Genomic DNA, 24789 nt, shown 5'->3' on the forward strand with positions numbered 1-24789 from the left:
GATTATGGTTGAATTCGCCGTGTCGGTCGAGTGTTTCGAAAAACTCGCCGGGGTGCCAATCGTAAACGCTCGAGGAGGCATTGTGGTAGAGAACCTGGATTCCGGAAGCTCGTTGCAACAGACCCTGGATCGCGATGTACCTCAACCCGAGAGCCTGGTGCGGCGCCTTTTCAAGAACCGGTTCGGCCACTGGCGAGCTGGATGGCGTCTGTTGGTGTACCTGGTTGCGGCGTTCGCCCTCGGCAAACTCATCACGACAGGCCTCAGACTCTTCATGGGCAATCCTGCCGAGGCGCCGTTCGACTCGTGGCTTCACTCCGTTCTCTGGGTTGTGGCGAACTTTGGACTGATCGCCGGGGCACTGCTCGTGCTCCGCTGGCTCGACCGGCGACCGGCCGCCCTGCTTGGTCTCAGTCTCACTCCCGGCTGGGTTCGAGAATCCGCCGTGGGTCTCGTCTGGGGCGTCGGTGCGACCGGCGTCCTAACCGTGATCCTGATCGTGTCGGGATCGGTATCGTTCGCCGTGTCGCCGCAGCCTGCCGAGAGCCTGGCCACGATGCCGCGATACCTGTTCATTTTTCTCATGGCGGCCACAGTGGAGGAATTGGTCTTCCGGGGCTATCCTCTGCAGGTGCTTGCGGAGGGGAGCAGGCGCTGGATCGCGGGTGCTCTCCTGTGCATCGTTTTCACGATGGGGCACGCGAACAACCCCGACGTCACGATCATCGGAATCGTCAACATTTTCCTCGCCTCGATCATGCTCACCGTGCTCTATTTTCAGACCCGGCGTCTGTGGCTGCCGATCGCGGTTCACGTGTCGTGGAACTTCAGCCAGAGCTGGCTGCTGGGCTTCGACGTCAGCGGCATCAAGATCGACGATCAGCTGATTATCATGACGCCAACCGGTGCGGACCTGATCACCGGCGGTGAGTTCGGGCTCGAGGGCAGCATCCTGTCGACCATTCTGTTTGTCGTCGTGATCGTCTGGTTGCTCGCGAGTCCGGTTCTTCGACCGACGGGCGAGGTCGCGGCCCTCTGGGCGCCGTACCCAGCAGGGTTCGGGCTCGAGCCCGCCCTCCCGCCCGATGCTGGTGACTCGATGCTGGATGCTCGGCACGCGCGCCTATCGGGATCCGAAATGGAATCGGACTTTGCCGATACCGAGATGTCGGACACCGAGGATCGGGTATCGAAGATCTAGGTTGAAGTCGGCCGCTCTTGATTCCACTGAATGAGGCGATCGAGGTAGCGAGAGCCGAGCTGACCGCGCGCCAGGGACTGTTTGATCGGTGGGAGTTGGAGGATGACCCCAAGCACTGCCGCCATGGCGCGATGGCTGGCCAGGGCGTGGTTGTCGAAAATCAAATGCTGTAGGGTGCCTCGTTCGACCGCCATGACAACCGTACGCCGGACCGAGTCGACGGGCGTGATGACCCGTTCCTCTCGTGGCTTCAAAGTGATGCCGTGCTCCGGACACGCCGGAACGCAGACTCCGCAGCCCAGGCACAGGTCTTCGTCGAGCTTCGCGATCTTCCGTTTCGGTTTGGCTGAATCGTTCGCCGACACCAGCGTCATGGCTTCCACCGGGCAGGCCGCAACGCATTTGCCGCAGCCTTTGCATAGGTCTGAGTCGTGCACGGGCAGGAAGTTAGTGGTATGCACCGGATGCAGGTGGCCGAATCGACGGGCTGCAATCATTGCTTCGCAGCAACAGCCACAGCAGTTGCAGATGAAGTTGACCCGCTGCTGGACGTTCTCGCCGAACTGGACGAGTCCCAGATCGCGGGCCTCCTGGAGAAGATCGAGGCACTCCGTAGAATCGACTGCGCGGGCATGGCCGTGCCGGGTCAGGGCCGCAGCAGACGTGTTGAACGTCATGCAGATGCTCGTTGGTGCCGAGCATGCGCGCCCGAGGTGATCCATTTTGTGCCGGCAATAACACATGCCGACGCCGATATGATCTGCGCTGTCGACGATGAAGCTCGCCCGTTCGAAGTCCAGGACCTCCAGCCCGCTGTCACTCGGGAGTGATGGTTCCGAGACGAACGTCCGGCCCAGCTGAGTCTCTCCTTTGGTGAAAAGGTTTTTGATGAAATCCTCTTCGACGTTCAGGTATTGGTAAAAGAGTTCGGCTAGGACCTCCTGGTCGAGATCGTCGCGGATCCGCATCATCGAGAACTCGAAAAAGCCGGCCATCGGCGGTGGTAGGACGTAGCTGGTGTCTCCTTCGGATTCGATGTCGACCAATATCGCGCGGCTGGCCAGTCGGTCGAGGACCGAACGCGCGGCGTCGACCGGCATCTTCCACGCCCGGGCGGCCCTCTCGGCAGTGAAAGGTCTGATGGGGAGTTCGGCGACGAGCTCCGCCTCGCGCTCCGAGAACAGCATTTCGAGGATGCGGAAGAGAAGCTCCGATGGCGGTGCACCCTGAGGGAAGCGGTTGATCCGATCCGTCAGATCGAGGTAGCCCTGCTTCACGGTCCTGTGAGCCACTGGAATCTCCGAGGACATTATCGCAGGTCCCACCCCATGCTCACCTGATCCGCGATCGTTGATACTTGATACTCGATGCTGGATGCTCGATGTCAAAAAATTGGATGTTAGATATTGGATATTAGATATCGGATGTCAGATGTTGGATCTTCGGAGTTCTGCGCGGACTGGTGAGAACAGGTGACCTCGGACGGGCGGGCGGGAAACCCGAATCTGAATTACTGACGCCCTGCGGGCGTCGTGACTCACCGCCACCAGCGAATGGCCGTAGAATCTCCCAGCCGTCCTCTCCGGACCAGCTCACGCTGGGCCTACGATATCCACGGTTACGACCACGAGTCCCTGTTGTCGGTGGGTTCGGAATTCAAACGAGAGTGTTATTCTCGGTTCAACGCGAACATGGAACTTTCGGATCTGTACCGCCAAATGCTGCGGGCGCGCACGTTCGAGCTCGCCATCGAGGACCTCTGGCACCGGGGCCTGATCTCCGGGGAAATGCACCTTGGCACCGGCGAAGAGGCAGTGGCAGCCGGCGTCGTCACCCACCTCGGTGACGGTGAAGGACTTGCTCTCACCCATCGATGCTCTCCTGCTCTGGTGGTTCGAGGAGTACCACTGGTGCCGATGCTGCGTGAGCTGCTGGGTTGCGAGGACGGAATCTGTGGTGGCCGCGGCGGTCATATGCACCTGGCATCGAAAGAACATCTGGCGGCGGCCTCCGGCATCGTCGGTGCGTCACTGCCGACGGCCGCGGGCTTCGCTCTCGCCAACAGCCGCCTGCGGACGAACAGGGTTGCAGTGGCCTTCACCGGCACTGGCGCCATGAATTCCGGCATGGCCCTCGAAACCCTCAATCTGGCGGCCGCATGGTCACTGCCTTTGGTGGTCGTGTGTATCGATAACGGTTGGGCGATCACTACGGCTTCGGAGGCCCAGACCGGCGGCGACCTTGTCGATCGAGCCCGTGCCTTCGGCTTCACTGCCGACTCGGTCGACGGCAGCGACGTGCAGTCCGTTCATAAGAAAGCCGGAAAGCTGATCAACGCCGCACGCCGCGGCAAGGGTCCGGGTTTCCTCCTGGCCGAATGCCCCCGACTCGACGGTCATATTCTCGGCGACCCGCTGCTGAGGTTGGCGCGAAAGCCTCTGGCCGAGGGGAAGGACCTGTTCGCCAAGGTCATCTCGTCTGCAACTTCCAAAGGTGGCGGAGGCATCCGGGACAGGACGGGCGGCATGACCCGGATGATGTCGACAATGGCGAAGGCACGACGGACTCCGGCCAGGGAGGGCCGTGACGACCCGATGCGCGCCGTGCGCAAGGCGATGGACAGGCAGAAGGCGGAACGGCAACGCATCGATTCCGAGGTCACAGAAGAGATCGAGGCCGCGGTGGAGGCTGCGCTCGCGGGCGTTGGGGAGTCTGACGATGCGTAATCTCAGCCTCGGCCAGTCGGTCGATCTCGCCATCGAAGATGCAATGGCGCGCGATGAGACGATTGTGCTTATCGGGGAGGATGCACCGATGCTCCGGGCGCCGCTCTACGCCAGATTCGGTGCCAGTCGGGTCCTGGCTGCGCCGATCAGCGAGTCGGCGTTTTTCGGCGTTGCAGCCGGCGCCGCGATGGCCGGCTTGAGGACTATCGTCGAGCTCTACATGGTCGACTTCATCGCGGTGGCCTACGACGCGGTACTCAACCACATGGCCAAGCTCGAGGGTTTCTCCGGAGGAAACTGGAAAGCTCCCGTAGTGATCCGCGCGCCGTCGGGAGGCTGGTACGGTGACGGAGGTCAGCACGGGCAATCACTGTGGGGATCCTTGGCTTCGATCCCCGGCCTCACGGTGGTGGCCGCCTCGACCCCGGCCGACGCCTACGGCCTGATGACCGCCGCCCTGGGCCATGACGGCCCGGTAGTCTTTTTGGAGCCGAAACTGCTGTCCGAAGAGTGGCTGGAATTCCTCGGTCGCTGTGGACGTGACTCCGTGAGTTTCGACGTGCCGGCCGGCGGCACGGTGGGTCCGGTGCCGGATCCGCCGCACGAGACGCCCTTCGGGAAGGCGGCGATTCGGCGCGAGGGAAAAGACATCACCATCGCCTCTCTGGCAGTGGGAGTCCATCGCGCTCTCGAGGCCGCGACGAACCTCGATGCGAGCGGAGTGTCGTGCGAGGTCATCGACCTGCGATCGCTGCGTCCGCTTGACGTCGAGACGATTGTCGGCTCGGTGGACAAGACCAATCGCCTTTTGGTGGTCGACGAGGACTACCGCGATTTCGGCCTGGCCGGTGAGTTGGCAGCGGTTTGTCTCGAGGCAGGTCTCGCGCCTCGCTACGCCCGTGTATGCGTCGAGGACACGCTGCCCTACGCCCGTCATCTCGAAAAGGCCGCGCTGCCGAATGTCGATCGCATCGTCGAAGCCGCCAAATCCCTCGCAGAAAATGGTGATCAGTAATCAGTGATCGGCAGGGATCGCGGAGAACTGGCGGGCAAACTACCAGCTGCGCCGAACCGCCTCCTCGGCAATCCAGGAGTTATTCGACGTTGGCCAGTCGTGCTCGCGGCTCCAATCGTTGAGCTCTCGTAGGAGCTGGCGATACTCCTTTGTGGCGTTGTCGGGCCACGCGTCTCGTTCCTCGGGCAGTGCCTCGATGCGCGGCATCGTCGGTGTGATGTTTCCTGCCGTGATGGCTTCCATGACCATCCTCCGATCGTCCTGGAGCGTGGACGGCTGGCTGTCCAGGAGCTTCATTGTGGCATAAATAAGGTATAAATGCAAGAAATTATTCCAAACTTCATCAGGAGGTCGTGTTCACGAGACGTCGTCGATTCCAGCAAGGAGTGCGTATGCTTCTGAATGTCGTCGAGATTCCGCGAAGGGAAGGGGATTCTCCTGTCAAACATAGGAATTTCGACATTTCGACAGCGTAGAATTCGTCGAATCGAAAGGAGCCGCTGATGACCCGAAATCTGTCCGCGTTGTTTGTGTGTCTCTTCCTGATCGTGATCGCATTGCCGTCCGCGGCGGCGGATACGGGCGACGATTCAGCCATCAAGGGCGTCGCTCTTGACTACCTGATGGGTTGGTACACCGGTGATGCGGAGAGGATGGAACGAGCTCTCCATCCCGATCTCGCCAAACGCATCGTCCGGGTGGATCCCAAAGGCAAACGGGACCGGGTCGATCACATGTCGGCATTGACGCTTGTCCAGTACACGCGCATGGGCTTCGGAACCAAGGTTCCGGTCGAAGAGCGCGTGGCCGAGATCACAATTCTCGATCGTTTCGGCAACGCTGCAGTCGTCAAAGCGGTCGCCCGCGACTGGGTGGACTACCTTCAGATCGGAAAGGTGAACGGGGAGTGGAAGATCATCAACGTGCTGTGGGAGATGAAGCCCCGGCCCGAGAATTAGGCGAGGCAAGAGAACCGCTCACGGCCCTCGAGTGAGGACGACGCAGCCACCATGAGCAGCAAAACACGAGGCCGCTCCGTGTATTCGACGGAACGGGGGCGTGTATGTCCCACCTGCGGGTGGCCGCAGAAAAGTTGCCGCTGCTCATCGCGGATGGAACCGGCCGTGCCCGAAAGACTCACCGCGAGGCTCCGGATCGAGAAGGCCGGGCGGAAGGGCAAAACGGTGACCGTTGTCGAGAGCCTGCCGCGCAACCGTTTCTTTCTCAAGGATTTGGCCGCCGAGCTGAAGCGCGCCTGTAGCTCGGGCGGCAAGGCTGGAGAAACTCACGTCGAGGTGCAGGGAGATCACCGGGGGAAAATCAGGGAGCTGTTACGCGCCAAAGGGTGGACGGTGAAGGGATAATTCGAAATTCGGAATTTGGAATGCTGAATTCTGAATTCTTATCCGCCCTCTCGTTCTCCGGGGGGTGGGGCGGGAATTCAAAATTCATATTTCGCTCTCTCGTGTCAAGCGCCTCAGGATTCGTGCGACTTCCTCCAGGAGAGGGAGGTGCCTCTCGCTCAGACCGCGGGCTGACAGGATGACCTCTTCGGTCACCCGCGCACGGGTCCAGGTTTCGGTCGTGCGGAGGTAGGCTCGGGGCTGGCGCGCGGTCACGGCATTGAGTCGGGCGAGTGCTTCCCTGAGCTCGTCTTCCACCGCTGGCGCCGGATCGCTCAGCCGCGGCGGCACCGGTGCGCCGGGGACCTTTTCGATGGCGTCGAGGGTCAGGCGATGAAACGCCCCTGAAGGGGTGTCTCGCGGCGCCGACCCGGACGGCATGTCGGTGAGCGATTGATACATCCTCGTCGGGAACGCGCGATCCGTTCGAGCCTCGGGCACAGGCTCCCTCAACGAGCTCATCGGTCGATCCGACGGTGCGGTTTGCACACCCTCCGCGCGGGGAGCGGCAGCCATCTTTTCGTACTCGTTGCGGCCTGCGATCAAGTGCTGGTGTCCTTTCGCCGGGGACTCCGACCGCTCTTCCTCTGCGGGTCGCCGTGGAATTTCTGGCGGGGGCTCGCGACCCTCGACGATATCCACCACGGTCTCCGCCGGCGTGCTCTGGAAGTAGTCCCTGAAATCGACAAGCGTCATGGGCCCCATTTCGCCTCGGTCCTGGAGATCTCTGATCTTTCTGATGAAACGCAGCCGGTCGAGGAAGATCTGGGAGTAGCGGGTGCGGGGGCCCCTGCGCCCCACCCTCGGGAGCAAATTCTGCTGCACGTAATAGGCGATCGTTCGTCGATCGAAGCCGGTAAGCTCCTCGATTTCGCCGATCGTGTAGGTGGATGACTCGCTCATCTCTCGAAGATAGCAAAAGGTCGAAATTACTGTCAAGATATGTCGATTATTGCTAAAACATTCAAAACAATGGAGATGCTCTCAAAGGACGGCTACGACTGCGGATCGCTGCTGTCGATGAGATCCGAGATCACTCGATCTCCGCTCCCGAATATCTCTTCGCCATGCTCCGCATTGCGTACACGATGACGCCCACGTGTTTCCAGTTTTTTTCGATAAACGGGATTGGCGGATAGTTACGGTTCGAGGCGATCAGCAGGAGGTTCTTCTTGTCGCGTACCAGGCGGCGCGCCATCGCGACGTTGTCAAGGTAACCGACCACGATGCGGCCGGTTTGCGCCTCGAGCTTGGTGTCGATGACAAGGTGGTCGCCCGGGTACCAGTCCGGAATCATCGTGTCCTCGTCTTCTCTGACGAGGACGTAACGACTCGAGATCGGCGGCAGACGGAAGACCTTGACCATCGGAGACTCCCGGTGAACCCGCAGCGTCGCGGTCGGCGTCTCGATCCCCGTCGGATCGGATGGCCGTGCGGAGAAGTATGAAATTGAAAAGAACCCGTCATCGCTGCCGAGGTGGGCGGCGCATTCATCCGGAAACAGGGCACACGGGGATTGGCCCAGAGCTTCGAGAAGCCGTTCGATCTGAAGCCAGCTTGGGCTGACATCCTCCCGTTCGTACTTGGACAACAGGCTCTGATCCATCCGTGCCGCATTGGCGAGTTCGGCCTGTGTCACATCCAACGATTCGCGAAGGTCTCGAAGTCTCCGCCCAAACTCCATAGCGCTTGCCTTCTTCATCGGGCCCCCTACTCGCTAGGTAAGATATTACATCATATTAATTGGAATAGGGAAAATTTTTGAAATTTTTGTTAGGTGCGAAGTGTTGATAGCAAGATATGTTGTTGATGTATAAGTAATTAGTCGTATTTTTCTATGCTGTGAGGAGAGCCGGAGTCGGTGAAGGAACCGCACGTGACACACCACGCGGGCCGGACGAGTCGACGGGTTTGCAACGCTTTTCAGAATATGATATATTTTATTTAGGTTGGTTTGTAGTTAGGTTATTTTTAACCATTACTGATATTACATTAACTGTGGAGAGGCGATGAGCATCTGGTCTTCCATCTTCGGCCCACGGCCCGGGTCGGCACCCGCCGTCGAGATTAGCCCGTCCGGGCTGCTGATGGATTCCGAAGGCTGGTATTATGAGGAGTCGTTGGATCCGGACTGCCCGAAGAAGACCATCCGAGTGCGACAGGATCGTCCCGGCAACTGGTACGTCCGCAACACGAACTGCAGGATCGAAGGTCTCAACAATCCTGCTCGGGCGGCCGAGGTGCTGGGATTTTTCACCGGCTCGTTTCGCTGGCTTCATTTCGAGTGCGACCTCGAATCGAGGCGCCAACGGAGCGGGATCAGGGTTATCGGCACCTACCTCGACCCTGAAGGCAGGGAACGTGATTCCCATCTCGGTTACGTGTATCCGGATGTTTGCAGGGGAATCGTCGGACTGGACGTGCAGCGACTCTGGGGCCGCCTGCGTTGCATCCGACCGCCTGGCAACGGGCTGAGGCCGACATTTTGCCTTCGCTTCGACCTCCTCGTCGAGCTGGACGAGACAATGTTCGATGAGGACGGAAACAAGGAAGCCCGCTGCGGCGATTCTCCGAACGTTCCAAGCTGAAGGGGGACCATCCTCACGTTACGCCATGACCGTGGAAGAGATCGAGAGATTGTTCTTCTCTGCGTTTGATGGCCGTGCCGGATTTCCCGCCCACCCGGGTTTCATCTTGAATTCTCAATCCTCAGTTCTCGATGACCGCTCGCCCCCTCTGAGCACCGAGGGGGGCCGGGTGGGAATTCAAAATTGAAATTGAGAATTCAGAATTTTGAATTGAACACGATTGACTTCAGGATCACGCGTCAGGTTTTCGCCTTTACCAGCGAGTAGAGGTGTGTCGGATCGTCGAAGCCCTTTGGCTGATGAGAGCCGAGATCCCTGAATTCGAATGAATTCTCGGCCATCTTGCGGGTGACCGGACAGACGATGATGGGTCCCGTCGAGGTCCCCGCCAGTTTCTCGATTCGAAAGGCCAGCACAACTGGCTCGCCGACCATCGAAAGGCTCATTGCTCCTTCAGCGCCATACCCGGAAATGGTGACCATTCCAGTTGCAAGAGCGAAATCCATCTGCAACGGATGGCCGCCCAGACTCCATACCGACGGGTCGGCCGCCCATTTGCGGACCTTTTGTTCCAGGTGCAGGGCGGCCCTGCAGGCACAGCTGGCGTGACACTCGTTGGTGCCAATTTCCCAGAAGGCGAAAAGTGCGTCACCCTGAAACTCCTTGATGGTCCCGCCGAGGGACTGCACCTCGGACTCCAGCAACGCGAAGACCCGGTTGACTGATTCCTGGAGGTCGGCGTGACCGGCCAAACGGACGAGCGTCGTGTAATTGCGGATATCTCCCACCAGGACGGTGACAACCGTGGTTGGCTCGACGCCGAGCGTCGATTCGACATCGGTGCCGCCTGAGGCGAACTCTGGTAGTTTCCCATCCAACCTCAGCTGCAGACTCCGCCCGATCGACAACACCTGCCCGGTCTCGAGCTCGGTCGTAAGATTCGGAGTCAATCGCCGGCCGTCGACACGGGTGCCGTTTCGGCTCGTGTCGCGGACGAAACACCGGCCGTCCGGATCCTGCGTGATCACACAGTGGCGGCCGGAGACCGTCTGGTCGTCGACCAGCAGATGCCCCGGGAGGCGGCGCTTTTCGTGGAAGCGGCAGATGTCTATCCGGTTGAAAAAAAGAAAGACATCCGGCGGGTCCGAACCGTTCTCGGAGATCAGCCATTTGGCCGGATACTCAATGACATCCGGTGGGAGGTAGCTCGTGAGTGGGCTGCAGGGTTCGCTCATCTCCTACTTTCTCGATATGCAACAGCGCTATTTTCTTAATTGAGAAATCTCTCAAACGACGTCGATATTCCTGACGAAGCCCGCGAATACCCCAAAAGAAAACCCCTCCGCGGTGGAGGGGCTTTGTGGTTGATTGTGTTTGGTTTACCAGTTGCTTCCGCCGCCACCACCGCCGCCACCGGAACGCTCCCTGGCCTGGGCGACGTCGACTCTGATGGTCCGGCCGTCGAGTTCGGTCCCGTTGAGAGCTTCGATGGCCTTGTCGGCAGCTTCATCGTCTTCAAACGTGACGAACCCGAATCCACGGGAGCGCCCCGTGTACCGATCGTTGATCACGACGGCCTCGGAGATCTCCCCGAAAGGACTGAAGGCGGCGTGGAGGCCGTCATCAGTCGTGTCCCAGCTCAAACTTCCAACAAACAATTTCTTCGACATGGCTCTTCTCATCTCCCCGGGCGCTGTCGTTCAAATGCGCCCGTCTCACAAATCGCGATGGACCCTGCGTCCATCCATACAGAAGCCAGCCCCGGCGGCCGGCTACGGAAGTGAAACAATAGCAGGTATCTCATTCATATTCAATTGGTTCTTCGAAATTGGTCGGGGAGAGCGGGTCAGATTCAGGGAAACGGCCAATCTCAAATCCGGTTCCTCGACCCAATTTTTGCAGGATTTCGAGCTTGAAGTGAAACCATCGGTCGCCGCCGACGTTTCACTTCGGGAAAGCCGCTGCGTGAAGGAGTTGCTCAAATGACCTCACGAACCATCAATCGCCGGACCTTCATCTCCACCGGAGCGACAGTGTGCGGGCTTTGCGCCTGCGCGCGATTTCCGCTCGTCGCATGGGCCGGTGACGAACCGATCGACCCGAAGAAGCTCAACTTCTGCGGCTACAGCTGCCCCGAGGACTGCAAGTTCCTCGAGGGCACACTTGAAAACAACGTGGAACTCAAGCGTGAGGCCTGGAAGCTGTGGAAGATCGAGGAGCGATTCGGTATCGAATTCGACGAGGAGCAGGCCATCTGCTTTGGCTGCAAGACGCTCGACAAGCCCGAGGGGATCGTGCTGAAGCGCTGCACGGTTCGAGCCTGCGCCCAAGAAAAGGAGCTCGATTGCTGCATCGAGTGCGACGAGCTCACCGATTGCGACAAAGACCTTTGGCGGCGCTTCCCCAAGTTCAAGCAGCAGGTCGTCGAGATGCAGGAGAAGTATCGCGCACAGGCGTGAAGCCAGCCTGTCTTGATCGACGAGCCACTCGACCTGTCATTCCGACCGAGTGAGCCGAGCGAGCGAAGGAATCTGTGGGGCAGGTGGGCAACGCTGTACTTCCCGCAGATCCCTCGGCTCGCTCCGCTCGCTCAGGAAAACGGGGAGACGCGCGGCTCACCTCTTGATTTACCCCACTCCCGGACCCATATTATTCAGTGCACCGACAAAGCCACAACCGGTGAAAGCCGGCGCCGGAAAGCCACGGGTCCTCGTTTCCTCCGCGTTGGGATGACCGCGGTCAGGATCCCAAGATGGCTGGGCTGCCGAAGGCGTTGGCGAGGTGGAAATTCCTCCAACTCGCGAAACCGCAAGGAGGTAGCCATGGCAAAGCTCAGTAAAACGACAACCGTCCACGCTCAGGTCGAAGACGTCTTCGATTTCCTCGAGGACAAGACCCACTTCCCGGAATTCTGGCCGAGCATGATGGAAGTCTCCGATATCCGCGACCTGCCGAATGGAGGGAAGCAATTTCATTGGACATACAAGATGGCCGGTCTCCGCTTCGAGGGAGATAGTGAAGAAGTGGAAGTCATCCCGAACAGGAAGCTGGTGAGCAAGAACGAAAAGGGAATCGAGAGCACCATCACGTGGCTGATGGATGGTCACGGTGACGAGACCGAACTCACCTTTGAGGTGGACTACAAGGTGCCCGTACCTGTGCTCGGCAAGCTCGCTGAAAAGGTGGTCGTCAAGCTCAATGAGCACGAGGCCGATGCGGTGATGGCCAACATCAAGACCCAGATCGAGGCATGACCTCGACGGGTATTCTTCAGATCCGGTTCAGTCCATGGCTGCCAGGCGCCGTATCAGCGCCTGGCAATTTTCGTGTTTTGCCGAAAGATCGGTTTAGGGTTGCAAAGCAGAACCGTTTTTGTCATCGTGTTGCCACACACTGGGGGTAGGAGATGAGAATGCCGTCGCTGGGTCGATGGACCGTGATCGCAATGGCGATCCTCGGAGTGGTATTGGCCGCTCTGCAGTTATTGGTGTGATCGCGACTTTTCTTCCCCCGCCGCCGCTCCCCCCCTGGCTCTCGAAGCAGCTGCCCTTCAGACGCCGTGCCTTCGCCGACGGCGAGCACACGATCCACTTCGTCGATGAGGGTGACGGCCCGCCGGTCATCCTGCAACACGGTAATCCCACCTGGTGTTATCTTTGGCGCAAGGTCATCGGGATCCTTGCCGACCAGAATATCCGCGTCATAGCCCCAGACCTGGTCGGCCTCGGCCTCAGCTCGAAGCCGCGCGATCTCGGCGTCCACACGCTCGGCTTTCACGCGGAATGCATCGGTTCCCTCGTCCGGGAGCTCGACCTTCGAGATGTGACCATCGCTGGCCAGGACTGGGGTGGACCGATCATTGGCCTGACGGCGGCCAGAAATGCGGACCGGATACACGGTGCGGTCTTCGCGAACACCGCCCTCCGCGTGCCATCCCAAGAACCGCGGGTGACGCAATTCCACCGATTCAGCCATCGGCCCCTGATCAGTGATTTCGCATTCCGCGTGCTCGGTTTTCCATTGCCGACGCTCCACCTCGTGCAGGGTGATCGATCGAGCATCGGACCTGCCGAGCGGCGCGCCTACCGCTGGCCGCTGCGCAGAGTGCGAGACCGCACGGCCCCGCTGGCCCTGGCCAGACTCGTCCCTTTGAGCCTCGACAGTCCGACCCTCGAAACCCTGCGGGAAGTAGACGACTGGGCCCGTTCCTTCGCCGGGCCGGTCAGGCTCGTGTGGGGCGTACGCGACCCGATCCTCGGCCGATCACTCAAGGGCGCCAGGGAGCTCTTTCCCGATGCCAAGGTCGTTGAAACCGATGCCGGTCACTTCCTCCAGGAAGAGGTCCCGGAGAAGCTGGCCGATGCGATTCTAAGGGTGGCGACCACAAAGTCCTGACCTCCCTCGTACCTCAACGACCACTGGCGGCTTTCGTGCCGCCTCTGCAGATCACCACTCGGGTTGCCGGAGCGGAGGTAGTTGGGTCAAAAAAAAGCCCCTCCGCTCGGGAGGGGCTTCGGGTTTGATCGGTTCAGGCTTACCAGCCGCCGCCGTAACCGCCACGACCGCCGCCGCCGCCGTTGCGCTGCTTGGCCTGGGCCACGTCAACGCGAATGGTGCGTCCGTCGAGCTCGGTGCCGTTGAGGGCTGCAATCGCCTTGTCGGCCGCTTCGTCATCCTCGAAGGTGACGAAACCGAATCCGCGCGATCGGCCGGTGTCGCGATCGCTGATCACTACCGCTTCACTGACCTCGCCGTGGGCGGCAAACGCGTTGCGCAGTGCCTCGTCGTTCGTGCCCCAGCTCAAACTACCAACAAACAGTTTCTTCGACATATCTCTCTCTTATCTCCCTGAGCGCTGCTGTTCCGGAGCGCGCCCGTCTCGCAAACCGTGGTGGACCGTGCGTCCACCCAAAACAGAAGCCGGCCCCGTTGGCCGGCAACAGACAGCGCACTATAACAGATATCCTCTTGTTTTCCAACTATTTTCTCGACTGTGGCCGGGGACACCAGGCCACGCTGTCATTCCTCTGCTCGCTCACCCCGTTTGCTCGGTCGGAATGGCAGGAAAAAGGACGCCATCCGGCTTCGCCGGGACTTATATGTGCCGCCCCTCCAGATCGCTGCCCGGACGGGCTCGAATTCTGTATTCCGACATCCGACTCCCCAATTGGCAGGGTGGGTAGAAACTCCTCGACCCTATTCCGCCTTCTTTTCCGGGTGCCACGAGAGGTCCTTGCGGTATTTTCCGGTCACGTACTCGTAGCCACGGATGTGCGGCAGCATCTTCTCCCAGACGGGCGCGGTCGCCTTCATCAGCTCTTCGTTCGACTCCACCACGTCGGCCCTCGTAAAGAACGCGCCGGCGCTCGCGCCCCACTCGAGATAGCCGATGACCGGGCCTTCGGTTCCGAGGCCTCCGACTGCCGTCCTCCATCCACCCGGCACCTCGTGTTCTGTCATAAGTTGGGCGAACTTTTTGAACCCCTCCTCGACAGCCTCCATATGGCCGGGCTTGACAAATATCGTTCCCCAGAAGAAGAAGTCGTCCCCCTCGGGCTGGTTCTCTGGAAGGTAGGACAGATCGGGACGGGGATACCAGAGACTCACTTTGGTGTGCTTCAGCGTGGCGTCGAGGTCGTCATTCCAGTCGGCGAAATTCTCCTTACCCCAGAGGTCGGCGAAGGCCATCCATTTCTTGGATGTGGCCTCGAGGCCGGCGAGGCCGTCGACCCAAAAGGTGATCGTGTAACGCATGTCGTCCGAGGCGTAAACGTCCCACCCGTAGTCCAGGCCGTGTTCGGTTGCGGGTCCGTGAAGCGCCTTGAGCGACGCTTCGAACTTTGCGATCCCCTCGGGATGGACCGCGAACTCCTGAAACACGACAAGCTGTTGTGGCTCCTTCTCCTCCCCGGCCACCGCCAGGCCCGGGATCAGAAGCAGTGACACGACGAAACACACCATAATTCTCTTTTTCATGGATCCTCCTTCTTCGAAACTCGGTTGTCGTTCCCCGTTTCCGGGCTTGGGTGTATGAAAAGAATGTGGTCCGGGAGGACGGTGCTGTCAACCAGCGCCCAAACTTGACCCCGACTGATCATGAAGCTCTTGCTGCGGAACATCCCGCCCGCAGCACCTCGCCGCCCTCGTGACGAATCCTCGCAGATAGTCCGGATCAACAGGGATGCTTCATTCCATGAGCCCTGATGAGGCCTGAAGGAACCGCCAACTGAGCCCGGCGGGCAAAACATTTTACGAGTCGGCAGCGCTCGAGGCCCGCCATCCTGGTTTCAGCGACAGTGACGGCGGAGCCGTGGCCATGAAACTGTTGTGTGGCGTTGCCGTACTACCATGGTAGTAGTGAACCGGGGGACAGGTCGTATGTCTGCAGATCGTGCTCGAACATCGCCCAGAATCCTCGCCATCTCCATTCTGTTTTTGACCAGCACACTGGTCGGCCCAGCGTTGTCTCGTGCCGAGGTCGTCGCCGTGCACGTGATCAGCCGCGAGGTGGTTCCACCTGAGCCAACTCACGGGCAGTCGGAGGCATACGAAATCCTGAAAGGGACGATCGACCTTGAGGTGGATCCCGATAACCCTGCCAATTATTTGATCGTGGACCTCCATCTCGCGCCTCGCAACGGGTCCGGCAAGGTCGAGTTCTCGACCGATTTCGAGCTCCACAAACCGGTCGATGCGACCCGCGGCAGCCGACGCCTGCTGTACTTCATCAACAACCGCGGCAATAAGCACGGGGGCGTCTTCAATTTCGAGACTGAAAAGAACTGGCTCTACAGTCGCGGTTTCGCCTACCTGTGGTGCGGGTGGAATTCCGATGTGATCGTGTCCGATAGAAAGTTGAATATCCGCGTGCCGGTCGCCACCGAGAACGGCAAACCGATAATCGGCAGGACGTACTCCGAGATCTACTCCTACGCCGACGACCTCGTCTACACCCTCCCGCTCACCTGGGGCGGATCCCTGCCCCAGCAACCCGCCAGCCTGGATACATCGACCGCCAGGCTGACCAGGCGACAATACCCGTGGACCGATCCGGTCGAGGTGCCGCGCGAGCACTGGGCGTTCGGCCGATTCGAGGATGGTGAGGTCGTGCCCGATCCAGGGTTCTTGACCGTCACCGTGGGAATCAAGCCGGGCTGGTTGTACGAGCTCGTCTACACGGCGACCAATCCACGCATTGCCGGGCTCGGTCTGGCCGCCATCCGCGACGTCGTTTCTTTCTTCCGTTACGAGGAGACCGATGACTCTGGCTTTCCCAACCCGCTCCACGAAGCGGTGGACCACGTCTATGCCTGGGGCCACTCGCAATCCGGTCGATTGATCTACCACTTCGTCCATCAGGATTTCAATGGTGATGAGAAGCATCGACTCGTCTTCGACGGCGTCATCGCCAACTGCCCTGGCGCCGGCAGGGGACTCTTCAACTCCCGCTTCGCACAACCGACCCGCCACGGTTCGCACCTCGAAGATAATCGTTTCCCTATCGACACCTTTCCATTCAACACGGTCGAGCAGGTCGACCCGGTGACCGGCGAGCGCGGCGACGCCCTGGCCAGGGCGCGCGCCTCCGGATTCCTGCCGAAGATGATATTCATCAACTCGTCTACCGACTACTGGACGCGCGCTGCGTCCCTGCTGCACACGGACGTCGCCGGGGAAAAAGACTCAGAGATCGACCCGTCGGTGCGGATCTACCTGGTGGCGTCGCGCGCCCACGTCGACTCGCGAATCGCGTTCGTCGGCCGCGCCCTGTTGATAGCGCTCGACCAGTGGGTCAGCCGTGGCGTCGATCCGCCGCCATCTCGTATCCCGAAGATCTCTGACGGCTCTCTGGTCGATCTCGAAACTTGGCGTGAGGCGTTCCCGAAGATACCGGGTGTTCTCCTGCCGCCGTCGTACTATCAGCCCTTGCGCCTCGACCTCGGGCCGCGCTGGTCGAGCCAGGGAATCGCCGACAACGTACCACCCAAAACCGGCCCGCGCTACGTCGCACTCGTGCCGCAGGTTGATGCCGATGGGCACGAGATCGCCGGGATTCGCCTGCCGGAGGTCGATGTGCCGCTGGCCACCTTCACAGGCTGGAGCATGCGTTCGCCCGTATTCAGCAGCACCCTGCGCAGGAACGCAGGGGCGGTGTGGCCGATGCCCCTGACGAAGGACGACCGCGAGGCGACCAACGATCCAAGGCGATCGATCGCTGAGCGCTATGCCAGCAGGGCGGATTACCTGTTGCGTGTCGTTGAAAGCCTGGTCGAGCTGCGGCGTGACCGCTTGCTGCTCGATGAAGACGTCGCTGGGTTACTCGATCAGGCGGTTGAAGTCTCGACTCTTCTCGGTGAGCTCCGCCCGATCGAGGAAATCGCCGCCGAGCGGGGACCGGCAGCCGCAAAGGCGGTGTTCGACACGATGAACGCTGCTCACGCAGGATCGTGGACAGGGACCGGTCCGCGAGCGATCGCTCGTACGCTCAATTCGAAGGGCTACGGTCTCATGCAATCGGGGAAACTCAGCGAGGCGCTCACCGTGTTCGAGCTCGCTGTCACGCTCGACCCGGAAAACGCCAACGCCTGGGATAGCCTCGGCGAGTGTCAGATGACCATGAAGAACTACGACGGAGCCGTCTCGAGCTTCACGAAATCTCTCGAGCTCGATCCCGATAATTCTCACGCGGCAGCCATGATCGAGCGCGCATCGTCGGGGTCGCCTACTGATCGTCCTTTTCACTGATGCGCTGCCGGTGATACTCGACGCTCCAGTCTTCCAACTCTTCGGCCGACGGACAGGTGAGGCCGAGCACGGCGGCAGTTACGAGAAAGGCGAGGGCAGTCGCGGCCACCAACCACGAAGGAATGAAATCACCGACATGGAGACGTGCGTAGAACTCGGTCAGGCTGGTGACCCGGGTAGGGTGAATGAAGAGCTTGGTGACCCAGACTGCGGCGATGAACCCGATTACCAACAGGTAATTGCGGCGGAGCCGGAGCCGTATTCCGGTCAACCAGCTGATTGAAAAGTCGCATTGACGAAGGTCTGCCGCGAGCAAATGGATCCAGTCCGGGCTTGGATCCGAGGATTTCGGCGGACTCAAGATGTTCGCGAAGAAGCCCGATTCGAGGAGATACAGCCGCCACTTGCTGTGGTGCAGATGACGGTAACGACGGCCCTCGAGGAATAACGAGATGAAGACCAGCGCCAGGCCGAGCAGCAGCGTGTAGTGAGGAATGTCGGGGGAGCCGAGCGTGAACGTCGTCAAGGCGGTGGCGAGGATGACGGTCCAGTTCGAGGTCACGTCAAGCCGCTGCCTCCACACCGACATCCGTTGCATCTCCGCCCTGTAGAGGTGTGTGACTGCCGTCACCGTGTCACTCTCATCGATGGCGTCGACTAGCGGATTAGATTCGATGGCCATCGGCGAACTCTATCACGCGAGTATTCGAACTGTCCGCGGGTGGCGGGCGTACACTGAAACGGTGAAATTGGACAGTCGGTCCCTGGTTTTTCGAGGTGCCCTGGGCCTTTTCGAGCGCGCGCATCTTTTTCTGAAGTACACCGAGCACTCGTACATGGTGCTGGTTGCGATTGCGATCGGCCTTCTCGGTGGTCTCGGCGCAGTCGGATTCCGAGAGTGCATCCGTCTCTTCCAGGTGGTGGCGTGGCACACAGACAAGGTCACTCTCGATTACATCAGGCAACTGCCGAACTGGTGGAAGATCGCTTCACCAGCGGTCGGTGGCCTGATCGTTGGCGCGATCATCGTCCGCTTCGCGGCCGAGGCCAAAGGCCACGGCGTGCCCGAGGTCATGGAGGCGGTGGCGCTTCACGGCGGTCGAATTCGTCCTCGAGTTGTCATCGCCAAGTTGGTCGCCTCGGGCGTATGTATCGCCTCGGGGGGATCGGTAGGCCGGGAGGGGCCGATCGTCCAGATCGGCTCCGCCATCGCCTCCTCGATCGGCCAGTGGCTGCACGTGGGTGAGCGACGGATGCGGACCCTCGTCGGCTGTGGCGCCGCGGCCGGCATAGCCGCCACCTTCAATGCCCCGGTGGCCGGCGCCCTGTTTGCAGTCGAGATCATCCTCGGGGATTTCGGGGTGACACAGTTCTCCCCGATCGTGATCTCGTCGGTGACCGCGACCGTGGTCAGCCGCCACTTCCTCGGCGATTTTCCGGCCTTCGAGGTGCCGGCTTACAGCCTGGTCAGTGCCAACGAGCTCTTCGCGTACGGTGCGTTGGGAATCATCGCCGGTCTTCTCGCGGTGGTCTTCGTCCGTGCCCTGTACGGGGCGGAGGATCTCTTCGACTCGCTGCGCATTCCAGCAATTCTGAAGCCGGCACTCGGCGGGGTGCTCATCGGATTGATTGCGATCCGATATCCCGAGATCTTCGGTGTCGGTTACGAGGCCATCAACGAGGCTTTGACCGAGGATCTCGCCTGGCACCTCTTGCTGATGCTGGTGATGGTGAAAATCGTTGCGGTGTCGCTGACCATAGGCTCGGGCGGATCCGGCGGAATCTTCGCGCCCTCCCTCTTCATCGGCGCGATGGCGGGCGGCGCGGTCGGCACGGTGGTCCACTCCATGTGGCCCGAGCTTTCGGGGAGCCCCGGCGCATACTCCCTGGTGGGGATGGGTGCTGTGGTGGCGGCGGGAACTCACGCACCGATCACCGCCATCGTGATGATTTTCGAGCTCACCAGCGATTACAAGATCATCCTGCCGTTGATGATCAGCTGCATCATCGCCACGCTCTTCGCGACACGCGTTCAGAAGGCGTCGATATACACTCTCAAGCTTCTGCGGCGGGGGGTCGACATTCGCGGCGGCTATTCGGCCAACGTGCTCGCGCACCTTTCGGTGGGCGATGCGATGCGGAGCGAATACGCCGAAGCCGGACGCGCCGAGAAGCTCATGCCTGTGATCTCCCGTTTTGTCGAAAGGCCGGGAGATTCGGTGTTGGTGACGGATTCAGATCGGAGACTCCTCGGAGTGATCACGATCGACGATATTCGTCCTCTGATGACCGACCCTGAATCAGTGCGAGGGCTGGTAATTGCCGAGGACATGATGCGCACCGAAGGCTACCCGGTGTTCAGGCCAGAGGATCCCCTGGATGAGGTCATGCGGCGCTTCGGGCGATACCGTTTCACCGCGCCGGTGGTGGACAAAGGCCGCGTTGTGGGTGCGCTCTGGCCCCAGGACGTGATCGAGGCGTACAACTCCGAGATCCTCAAACGCGACATGGCCTCGACCATGGCGGGCTCGGTCGGTAGCGGCGCGCGGCGGCAGGCCCTACCCGGCGTGCGCGGGATGAGCATGGCTGAGGTAGAGGTCCCGGCGAGCTTTTTCGGCCGCAGCGTGGGCTCGCTCGACATTCGCAAGCGCTTTGGTGTCAGTCTCCTTCTCATAAAACGCACGGGAGACAACGGCAAACAGATCATCGACGAGCTGCCGCACGCGGACTCCGTGTTTCAGGAGGGTGACGTCGTCCTGGTGCTTGGGAACGAGGATCGAGTCAGTCAGTTCGAAAGGACCGGTTGAATGCGCCCGCGGCCCGCGTTGTTGGTGGTCTTGGCCTTCGCGGCAATGATCCTGATCGGAACTGCCCTCCTCCAGCTGCAAAGCACCACCGAGGGGCGTTTGGACACGAGGATCATCACGTCTGCCTTCACCTCGGTGAGCGCTGTGTGCGTGACAGGGCTCACAGTGGTCGACCTGTCGAGCGACATGGGCTTCGGTGGGCAACTGGCCGTTCTGGTTTTGATCCAGATCGGCGGCCTCGGTGTTCTGACGCTGTCCAACTGGGTGCTGCTGTCGCTGCGCGGACGACTGGGTCTTTATGGGTCGATTCTGACTGTCCACACCATTGGCGCCCATCCCCGGGTGTCTCCGGCCGTCCTGCTGCGCCGCATCATGGTCTTTACCCTGTCGAGCGAGGCCGTCGGTGCGCTCATCCTTTTCCTGAGGTTTCAAGCTGATTATCATGCCGGCCAGGCGGTCTGGCTAGCCATTTTCCACTCCGTTTCAGCATTCTGTAATGCCGGTTTCAGCCTCTTCAGCGACAGCTTGATTGGATACTCGGAAGATCTCGTCGTGAACCTCACGGTAATGGCGCTCATCGTGGTCGGCGGAATCGGTTTTGTCGCCGCAATGGATGTCGTCGAACAAGCCGCAGCGGTGATCAAGAGAACAAGGCGCAAGCTGGCCTTCCACACGCGCGTGGTCGTGGTGGCGAGCCTCGTTCTGATCGTGACCCATGCCCTGTTCTTTCTCGCCTTCGAGTGGAACAACACCTTCGCCAGCGAATCTGTATATGGAGAAATCGTTCAGTCGCTCTTCCTCTCGGTGACAGCCAGGACCGCCGGTTTCAACACGGTCGAAATCGCCCACCTGACGAACATGACCCTCATGGTCGTGGTGGTTCTCATGATTATCGGCGCTTCGCCAGGTTCCACCGGCGGTGGCGTCAAGACCACCTCGATGGTGTTGATCATGGCGTTGGTTCGTGCACATTTTTTCAACCGTCCTGAAGCCGAGATCGGACGCCGACGGGTGCCTCCGGAGTTGGTGGCGAAAGCGCTGGCACTGGTCGCCCTGTACGCATGTTTCGTAGTGATCGGCATGATAGCCCTTCAGGCGACGGAGTTCGGTGAGCTCCCACACCAGCAAACTCGCGGCCTGTTCCTGGAGCACTTGTTCGAGGTCGTCAGCGCGCTGAGCACCGTCGGACTTTCGATGGGACTGACCACCCGCCTTTCGGATGGAGGCTTGCTGGTCCTCATGGGTCTGATGTTTGTCGGCCGTGTCGGACCATTGGTGATCGCTGCGTCGCTGATCGGGGAACGCTCGCGGCTGGACTATCGTTTGCCGGAGGCCGACGTCATAATCGGGTAGTGTCGACGGAAGTGATTGGGGTCCAACGTGGTCTCTCAGAAACAGAGTTTTGCGGTTGTCGGGCTGAGCAAGTTCGGGTTTCGCGTCGCGACCGGTCTCTTCAGCACGGGCGTCGATGTCCTGGCCATAGACCTGGATGGCCGCCTCATCCAGAAAATAGCCGACAATGTGACCAGGGCCGTGCAGACGGATGCGATGAATCAGGAAACACTAGAACACCTCGGTGTGTTCGAGGTCGACACCGTGGTCATCGGTTTCCGCAGTTCCTTCGACGCCGCAGTGCTGCTGACCACGATGCTGCGCAAGAAGCGCCCGGACATTCACATCGTCGCCCAGGTCGACACCGACGAGAAAGCGGAGGCGCTCCACCAGGTGGGAGTCGACCTGACGGTGTTCCCGGAACGTGACACCGCGGATCGGCTGGTGAAACGACTGATGACGCCGGACTTGGTGGAGCACATGGAGCTCGCGCCGGACATCGCGGTCATCGAGACGGCGGTTCCGAATTCCTTCATCGGAAAGTCTCTCACCGAGCTCGATATCCGCGCCGAGCACGAGGTGTATGTCATCGGCATCGTCGAGCCGGGTGAAGGGGCGAGCGACAGAAAGGTTCTGGTCGCACCGCCCGCCACAACGGTCCTGCGCCAGGGGGAGATCTTGCTGCTGCTCGGAAAGATCGCCAATCTCAACCGCTTCTCCGCTCTCGTGCACGGTTGATCTGTTACCCCTCAGATCGGGTGTTGTCGATGCCGTCTCGATCGGCATCCCGAGGTTCCGAGGGCCTCAAGACGGAACCAACATCTCGGCCCACTTCGCGACTCGGCTTACCTGTCATGACAGGAAATTGGTCGACTGCGCCGCCATAGCTGCCCGAGGCGTTGCCGGTACATCCTTGCTATCATCGTCGAATGATGGTGGGCGATAGGTGCGCCGCTGCGGCAGCCAGACAGGCTTGGCTGCCGTTTCTCGACCCGCTTTCGATGGTGTCGCTTCCGGTTCGCAGAAGGTCTCTAGCGGAACCAGCCTCTTCACCGGCGCTGGTTCCCATCGATACGGCGCCTTACCCATCGCACGACCATGGCGGCTCCTCCTTCCAGAGAGAACGATCAAGCAGCTACCGAGGTGTCAGACGATGCAGCCCCTGACCGGCGAGATGACCTTGGTCATCATCATGATATGCGTGGCGATCTTCCTCTTCATCGTCGAGTGGATTCGTGTCGACGTGGTGGCAATCCTGATGATGGTGGCGCTGCCGTTACTCAAGCTGGTGACTCCGAAAGAGGCGTTTGTCGGCTTCAGCAGCAACGCGGTCATCTCCATCATCGCCGTCATCATCATCGGAGCCGGACTCGACAAGACCGGAATTATCAACCGTGTGGTGACGCCAGTGCTGGCACTCGCCGGAAAATCGCCCTCCAGGATTGTGATTGCGATCTCGGTGACGGTGGCGGGGATCTCGAGCTTCATGCAGAACATCGGCGCGGCTGCCCTTTTCCTGCCAGCCATACAGCGCGTCAGCAAGAAGCTGCAAATCCCGATCTCCACCATGCTCATGCCGATCGGTTTTTCGGCAATTCTGGGAGGCACTCTCACACTCGTCGGCTGCAGCCCCTTGATCCTTCTCAACGACCTGTTGGTGCCGTTCAATCTCGAACCCTTCGGTCTGTTCGACGTGACACCCGTGGGCGTCGCCCTCGTCTCGAGTGGCATCGCGTACTTCGTGATCTTCGGCCGGTTCGTGTTGCCCAAGACGAAGTCGGCTGCCGCCGCGGTGAGTGCGGACGGAGACAGCGCCCCTGGGGAGCCGGGTGACCGCGCGTACGTCGCACCCCGGGAGGCCCGCACGCCCGAACACTTCACCCACTATCGCGAGCCGGTAACGGTCGAGGAACTCCGCGAGAGATACTCCGTGCAGGTTGTCGCGATGTCCGAACCGAGCCGGCTCGTGATTCTCAACCCGCCGGGTGACAAAGAGGTCAGGGACAGCACCGATCTCGCTCTTTACGGAACGCCCGAGGACCTTCAGCGATTGGCCGAGGAGGAGGACCTACAGCTGAAGGACTCGCTCGAAACGTTCAACGACATTCTCTCCGAGGACAACGCCGGGAACGTCGAAGCCGTCGTCGCGCCCCGTTCCCGTGCCGTCGGGAAGACCCTCCGTGAGCTCAACATCGTCGAACGATTCGACGTGACACCCCTCGCCATCCACCGCCACGACAAGACCCTCGTGACGGATGTTTTGGATACTACTTTGAACGTGGGCGATGCGGTTGTTTTCCAGGGCACGTGGAAACGGCTCAAGCTTCTGCGCGATGAGGGGCTCTTCATCTTCACCACGCCGATCGACGTCGAGGAGCTCAAGCCCGAGAAGGCCGTGATGGCTGGTATCTGGTTCTCGGTGGCCATCGCGATGGTCATGTTTTCCGATATGCAACTCTCCGTATGCTTGATGACCGGCGCCCTCGGGATGATCGTATCGCGGGTCCTGACGATTGACGAGGCATATCAGTCAGTTGACTGGCGAACCATTTTCCTGTTGGCAGGCCTCATACCTCTCGGTATCGCTACCGAGAAGACAGGAACCGCCGCCTGGATCGCCGAACGGGTCCTCGGAGCTCTGGGGGGATCAGTTCCCGAAGTCCTCCTTCTCACCGTGATTGCGGTCCTCTCAACTGTTTTCACGCTGGTCATTTCCAACGTCGGGGCGACGGTGCTCTTGGTGCCGTTGGTGGTGAATCTGGCGACCGGGGCCGGTACGGATCCCCGAATGGCTGCGCTGGTTGTGGGCCTGGCCACGTCCAATTCGTTCATGCTGCCGACCCACCAGGTGAATGCGCTGTACATGGGTCCCGGGCGCTACCGAAGCGTCGACTTCATGAAAGCTGGTGGGATTCTCACCGTCATCTTCATCGTCGTGATGATCGCGACCTTGTACCTCCTGTATATGTGAA

24 protein-coding genes and 1 riboswitch are annotated in these 24789 nt (G+C 60.4%); of the genes, 15 read left to right on the top strand and 9 right to left on the bottom strand.

The window, feature by feature from the left end:
- The first annotated feature begins 82 nt into the window (after positions 1 to 82).
- Complete coding sequence (locus LJE93_17230; protein ID MCG6950660.1) at positions 83 to 1201, top strand: CPBP family intramembrane metalloprotease; 1119 nt, start codon at positions 83 to 85, stop codon at positions 1199 to 1201.
- Here the strand turns inward: LJE93_17230 and LJE93_17235 are convergent.
- Positions 1198 to 2493 (bottom strand): 4Fe-4S binding protein, encoded by a 1296-nt coding sequence (locus tag LJE93_17235; GenBank protein ID MCG6950661.1) that lies wholly within the window; start codon positions 2491 to 2493, stop codon positions 1198 to 1200. The two genes, LJE93_17230 and LJE93_17235, sit on opposite strands and share 4 nt — an antisense overlap.
- A 399-nt stretch (positions 2494 to 2892) precedes the next feature.
- On the opposite strand from LJE93_17235, the gene LJE93_17240 reads away from it, so the two are divergent.
- Positions 2893 to 3927 carry a thiamine pyrophosphate-dependent dehydrogenase E1 component subunit alpha gene (locus LJE93_17240; GenBank protein ID MCG6950662.1) on the top strand — a complete coding sequence of 345 codons (1035 nt, stop codon included), beginning with the start codon at positions 2893 to 2895 and terminating at the stop codon, positions 3925 to 3927.
- Complete coding sequence (locus LJE93_17245) at positions 3920 to 4942, top strand: pyruvate dehydrogenase (protein MCG6950663.1); 1023 nt, start codon at positions 3920 to 3922, stop codon at positions 4940 to 4942. Before LJE93_17240 ends, LJE93_17245 begins: the two co-directional genes overlap by 8 nt.
- A 39-nt stretch (positions 4943 to 4981) precedes the next feature.
- Here LJE93_17245 and LJE93_17250 read toward each other — a convergent pair whose 3' ends face one another.
- Entirely contained in the window at positions 4982 to 5239 is a 258-nt protein-coding gene (locus LJE93_17250) for a hypothetical protein (protein ID MCG6950664.1), read from the bottom strand.
- Positions 5240 to 5445: 206 nt separating this feature from the next.
- On the opposite strand from LJE93_17250, the gene LJE93_17255 reads away from it, so the two are divergent.
- Complete coding sequence (locus LJE93_17255; GenBank protein MCG6950665.1) at positions 5446 to 5901, top strand: nuclear transport factor 2 family protein; 456 nt, start codon at positions 5446 to 5448, stop codon at positions 5899 to 5901.
- A 165-nt stretch (positions 5902 to 6066) separates the two neighbouring features.
- On the top strand, positions 6067 to 6306 hold the full coding sequence (locus LJE93_17260; GenBank protein ID MCG6950666.1) for a translation initiation factor: 240 nt from the start codon (positions 6067 to 6069) through the stop codon (positions 6304 to 6306).
- Between the two features lie 84 nt (positions 6307 to 6390).
- Here LJE93_17260 and LJE93_17265 read toward each other — a convergent pair whose 3' ends face one another.
- Together LJE93_17265 and LJE93_17270 are read right to left on the bottom strand one after the other, a co-directional pair.
- Positions 6391 to 7248, bottom strand: coding sequence for a MerR family transcriptional regulator (locus LJE93_17265; protein MCG6950667.1), 858 nt, complete (start codon positions 7246 to 7248; stop codon positions 6391 to 6393).
- Positions 7249 to 7378: 130 nt separating this feature from the next.
- Entirely contained in the window at positions 7379 to 8047 is a 669-nt protein-coding gene (locus LJE93_17270; protein ID MCG6950668.1) for a helix-turn-helix domain-containing protein, read from the bottom strand.
- Positions 8048 to 8354: 307 nt separating this feature from the next.
- On the opposite strand from LJE93_17270, the gene LJE93_17275 reads away from it, so the two are divergent.
- Positions 8355 to 8933, top strand: coding sequence for a hypothetical protein (locus LJE93_17275; protein ID MCG6950669.1), 579 nt, complete (start codon positions 8355 to 8357; stop codon positions 8931 to 8933).
- Between the two features lie 239 nt (positions 8934 to 9172).
- Here LJE93_17275 and LJE93_17280 read toward each other — a convergent pair whose 3' ends face one another.
- Positions 9173 to 10168 (bottom strand): adenylate/guanylate cyclase domain-containing protein, encoded by a 996-nt coding sequence (locus LJE93_17280; protein MCG6950670.1) that lies wholly within the window; start codon positions 10166 to 10168, stop codon positions 9173 to 9175.
- Positions 10169 to 10312: 144 nt separating this feature from the next.
- Complete coding sequence (locus LJE93_17285) at positions 10313 to 10603, bottom strand: RNA-binding protein (protein MCG6950671.1); 291 nt, start codon at positions 10601 to 10603, stop codon at positions 10313 to 10315.
- On the opposite strand from LJE93_17285, the gene LJE93_17290 reads away from it, so the two are divergent.
- The 4 genes from LJE93_17290 to LJE93_17305 all read left to right on the top strand — a co-directional run bounded on the left by LJE93_17290 (position 10602) and on the right by LJE93_17305 (position 13328).
- On the top strand, positions 10602 to 10919 hold the full coding sequence (locus tag LJE93_17290; GenBank protein MCG6950672.1) for a hypothetical protein: 318 nt from the start codon (positions 10602 to 10604) through the stop codon (positions 10917 to 10919). The two genes, LJE93_17285 and LJE93_17290, sit on opposite strands and share 2 nt — an antisense overlap.
- Positions 10916 to 11392, top strand: a complete 477-nt coding sequence (locus LJE93_17295; GenBank protein MCG6950673.1) for a DUF3795 domain-containing protein — start codon at positions 10916 to 10918, stop codon at positions 11390 to 11392. Before LJE93_17290 ends, LJE93_17295 begins: the two co-directional genes overlap by 4 nt.
- Before the next feature lie 200 nt (positions 11393 to 11592).
- Positions 11593 to 11702, top strand: a riboswitch (cyclic di-GMP riboswitch).
- Positions 11703 to 11755: 53 nt separating this feature from the next.
- The gene (locus LJE93_17300) at positions 11756 to 12187 is read left to right on the top strand and encodes an SRPBCC family protein (protein ID MCG6950674.1); all 432 of its coding nucleotides are present in this window, start codon (positions 11756 to 11758) and stop codon (positions 12185 to 12187) included.
- 235 nt (positions 12188 to 12422) lie between these two features.
- On the top strand, positions 12423 to 13328 hold the full coding sequence (locus LJE93_17305; protein MCG6950675.1) for an alpha/beta fold hydrolase: 906 nt from the start codon (positions 12423 to 12425) through the stop codon (positions 13326 to 13328).
- A gap of 139 nt (positions 13329 to 13467) precedes the next feature.
- Here LJE93_17305 and LJE93_17310 read toward each other — a convergent pair whose 3' ends face one another.
- Together LJE93_17310 and LJE93_17315 are read right to left on the bottom strand one after the other, a co-directional pair.
- Positions 13468 to 13764 (bottom strand): RNA-binding protein, encoded by a 297-nt coding sequence (locus LJE93_17310; GenBank protein ID MCG6950676.1) that lies wholly within the window; start codon positions 13762 to 13764, stop codon positions 13468 to 13470.
- Between the two features lie 365 nt (positions 13765 to 14129).
- On the bottom strand, positions 14130 to 14909 hold the full coding sequence (locus LJE93_17315) for a hypothetical protein (protein ID MCG6950677.1): 780 nt from the start codon (positions 14907 to 14909) through the stop codon (positions 14130 to 14132).
- Between the two features lie 402 nt (positions 14910 to 15311).
- On the opposite strand from LJE93_17315, the gene LJE93_17320 reads away from it, so the two are divergent.
- Positions 15312 to 17678, top strand: a complete 2367-nt coding sequence (locus tag LJE93_17320) for a tetratricopeptide repeat protein (GenBank protein MCG6950678.1) — start codon at positions 15312 to 15314, stop codon at positions 17676 to 17678.
- Here LJE93_17320 and LJE93_17325 read toward each other — a convergent pair.
- Positions 17656 to 18360: a DUF2270 domain-containing protein gene (locus LJE93_17325; GenBank protein MCG6950679.1), complete on the bottom strand. Its 705-nt coding sequence runs from the start codon at positions 18358 to 18360 to the stop codon at positions 17656 to 17658. The genes LJE93_17320 and LJE93_17325 overlap by 23 nt on opposite strands.
- Positions 18361 to 18421: 61 nt before the next feature.
- Between LJE93_17325 and LJE93_17330 the strand changes: the two genes are divergently transcribed.
- From LJE93_17330 to LJE93_17345, 4 genes are all read left to right on the top strand, one after another.
- Positions 18422 to 20485, top strand: coding sequence for a chloride channel protein (locus LJE93_17330; GenBank protein ID MCG6950680.1), 2064 nt, complete (start codon positions 18422 to 18424; stop codon positions 20483 to 20485).
- Complete coding sequence (locus LJE93_17335; protein MCG6950681.1) at positions 20486 to 21838, top strand: Trk family potassium uptake protein; 1353 nt, start codon at positions 20486 to 20488, stop codon at positions 21836 to 21838. It begins immediately after the preceding gene.
- Between the two features lie 27 nt (positions 21839 to 21865).
- Positions 21866 to 22555, top strand: a complete 690-nt coding sequence (locus LJE93_17340; GenBank protein ID MCG6950682.1) for a TrkA family potassium uptake protein — start codon at positions 21866 to 21868, stop codon at positions 22553 to 22555.
- 415 nt (positions 22556 to 22970) lie between these two features.
- A complete protein-coding gene (locus LJE93_17345; GenBank protein MCG6950683.1) occupies positions 22971 to 24788 on the top strand; it encodes an SLC13 family permease in 1818 nt (605 codons plus the stop codon).
- The last annotated feature ends 1 nt before the right edge of the window (position 24789 follow it).

It is taken from the genome of Acidobacteriota bacterium, from assembly GCA_022340665.1.
In the GTDB taxonomy this organism is placed as follows: Bacteria; Acidobacteriota; Thermoanaerobaculia; order Thermoanaerobaculales; family Sulfomarinibacteraceae; genus Sulfomarinibacter.

Bases quoted from the DNA above. Each gene is read 5' to 3' on its own strand.
- LJE93_17345 (MCG6950683.1), top strand. From the start codon at position 22,971: ATGCAGCCCCTGACCGGCGAGATGACCTTGGTCATCATCATGATATGC.
- LJE93_17275 (MCG6950669.1), top strand. From the start codon at position 8,355: ATGAGCATCTGGTCTTCCATCTTCGGCCCACGGCCCGGGTCGGCACCC.
- LJE93_17255 (MCG6950665.1), top strand. From the start codon at position 5,446: ATGACCCGAAATCTGTCCGCGTTGTTTGTGTGTCTCTTCCTGATCGTG.
- LJE93_17315 (MCG6950677.1), bottom strand. From the start codon at position 14,909: ATGAAAAAGAGAATTATGGTGTGTTTCGTCGTGTCACTGCTTCTGATC.
- LJE93_17320 (MCG6950678.1), top strand. From the start codon at position 15,312: ATGTCTGCAGATCGTGCTCGAACATCGCCCAGAATCCTCGCCATCTCC.
- LJE93_17300 (MCG6950674.1), top strand. From the start codon at position 11,756: ATGGCAAAGCTCAGTAAAACGACAACCGTCCACGCTCAGGTCGAAGAC.
- LJE93_17245 (MCG6950663.1), top strand. From the start codon at position 3,920: ATGCGTAATCTCAGCCTCGGCCAGTCGGTCGATCTCGCCATCGAAGAT.
- LJE93_17310 (MCG6950676.1), bottom strand. From the start codon at position 13,764: ATGTCGAAGAAACTGTTTGTTGGTAGTTTGAGCTGGGGCACGAACGAC.
- LJE93_17295 (MCG6950673.1), top strand. From the start codon at position 10,916: ATGACCTCACGAACCATCAATCGCCGGACCTTCATCTCCACCGGAGCG.
- LJE93_17270 (MCG6950668.1), bottom strand. From the start codon at position 8,047: ATGAAGAAGGCAAGCGCTATGGAGTTTGGGCGGAGACTTCGAGACCTT.
- LJE93_17325 (MCG6950679.1), bottom strand. From the start codon at position 18,360: ATGGCCATCGAATCTAATCCGCTAGTCGACGCCATCGATGAGAGTGAC.
- LJE93_17265 (MCG6950667.1), bottom strand. From the start codon at position 7,248: ATGAGCGAGTCATCCACCTACACGATCGGCGAAATCGAGGAGCTTACC.
- LJE93_17285 (MCG6950671.1), bottom strand. From the start codon at position 10,603: ATGTCGAAGAAATTGTTTGTTGGAAGTTTGAGCTGGGACACGACTGAT.
- LJE93_17250 (MCG6950664.1), bottom strand. From the start codon at position 5,239: ATGAAGCTCCTGGACAGCCAGCCGTCCACGCTCCAGGACGATCGGAGG.
- LJE93_17290 (MCG6950672.1), top strand. From the start codon at position 10,602: ATGGCTCTTCTCATCTCCCCGGGCGCTGTCGTTCAAATGCGCCCGTCT.
- LJE93_17240 (MCG6950662.1), top strand. From the start codon at position 2,893: ATGGAACTTTCGGATCTGTACCGCCAAATGCTGCGGGCGCGCACGTTC.
- LJE93_17335 (MCG6950681.1), top strand. From the start codon at position 20,486: ATGCGCCCGCGGCCCGCGTTGTTGGTGGTCTTGGCCTTCGCGGCAATG.
- LJE93_17280 (MCG6950670.1), bottom strand. From the start codon at position 10,168: ATGAGCGAACCCTGCAGCCCACTCACGAGCTACCTCCCACCGGATGTC.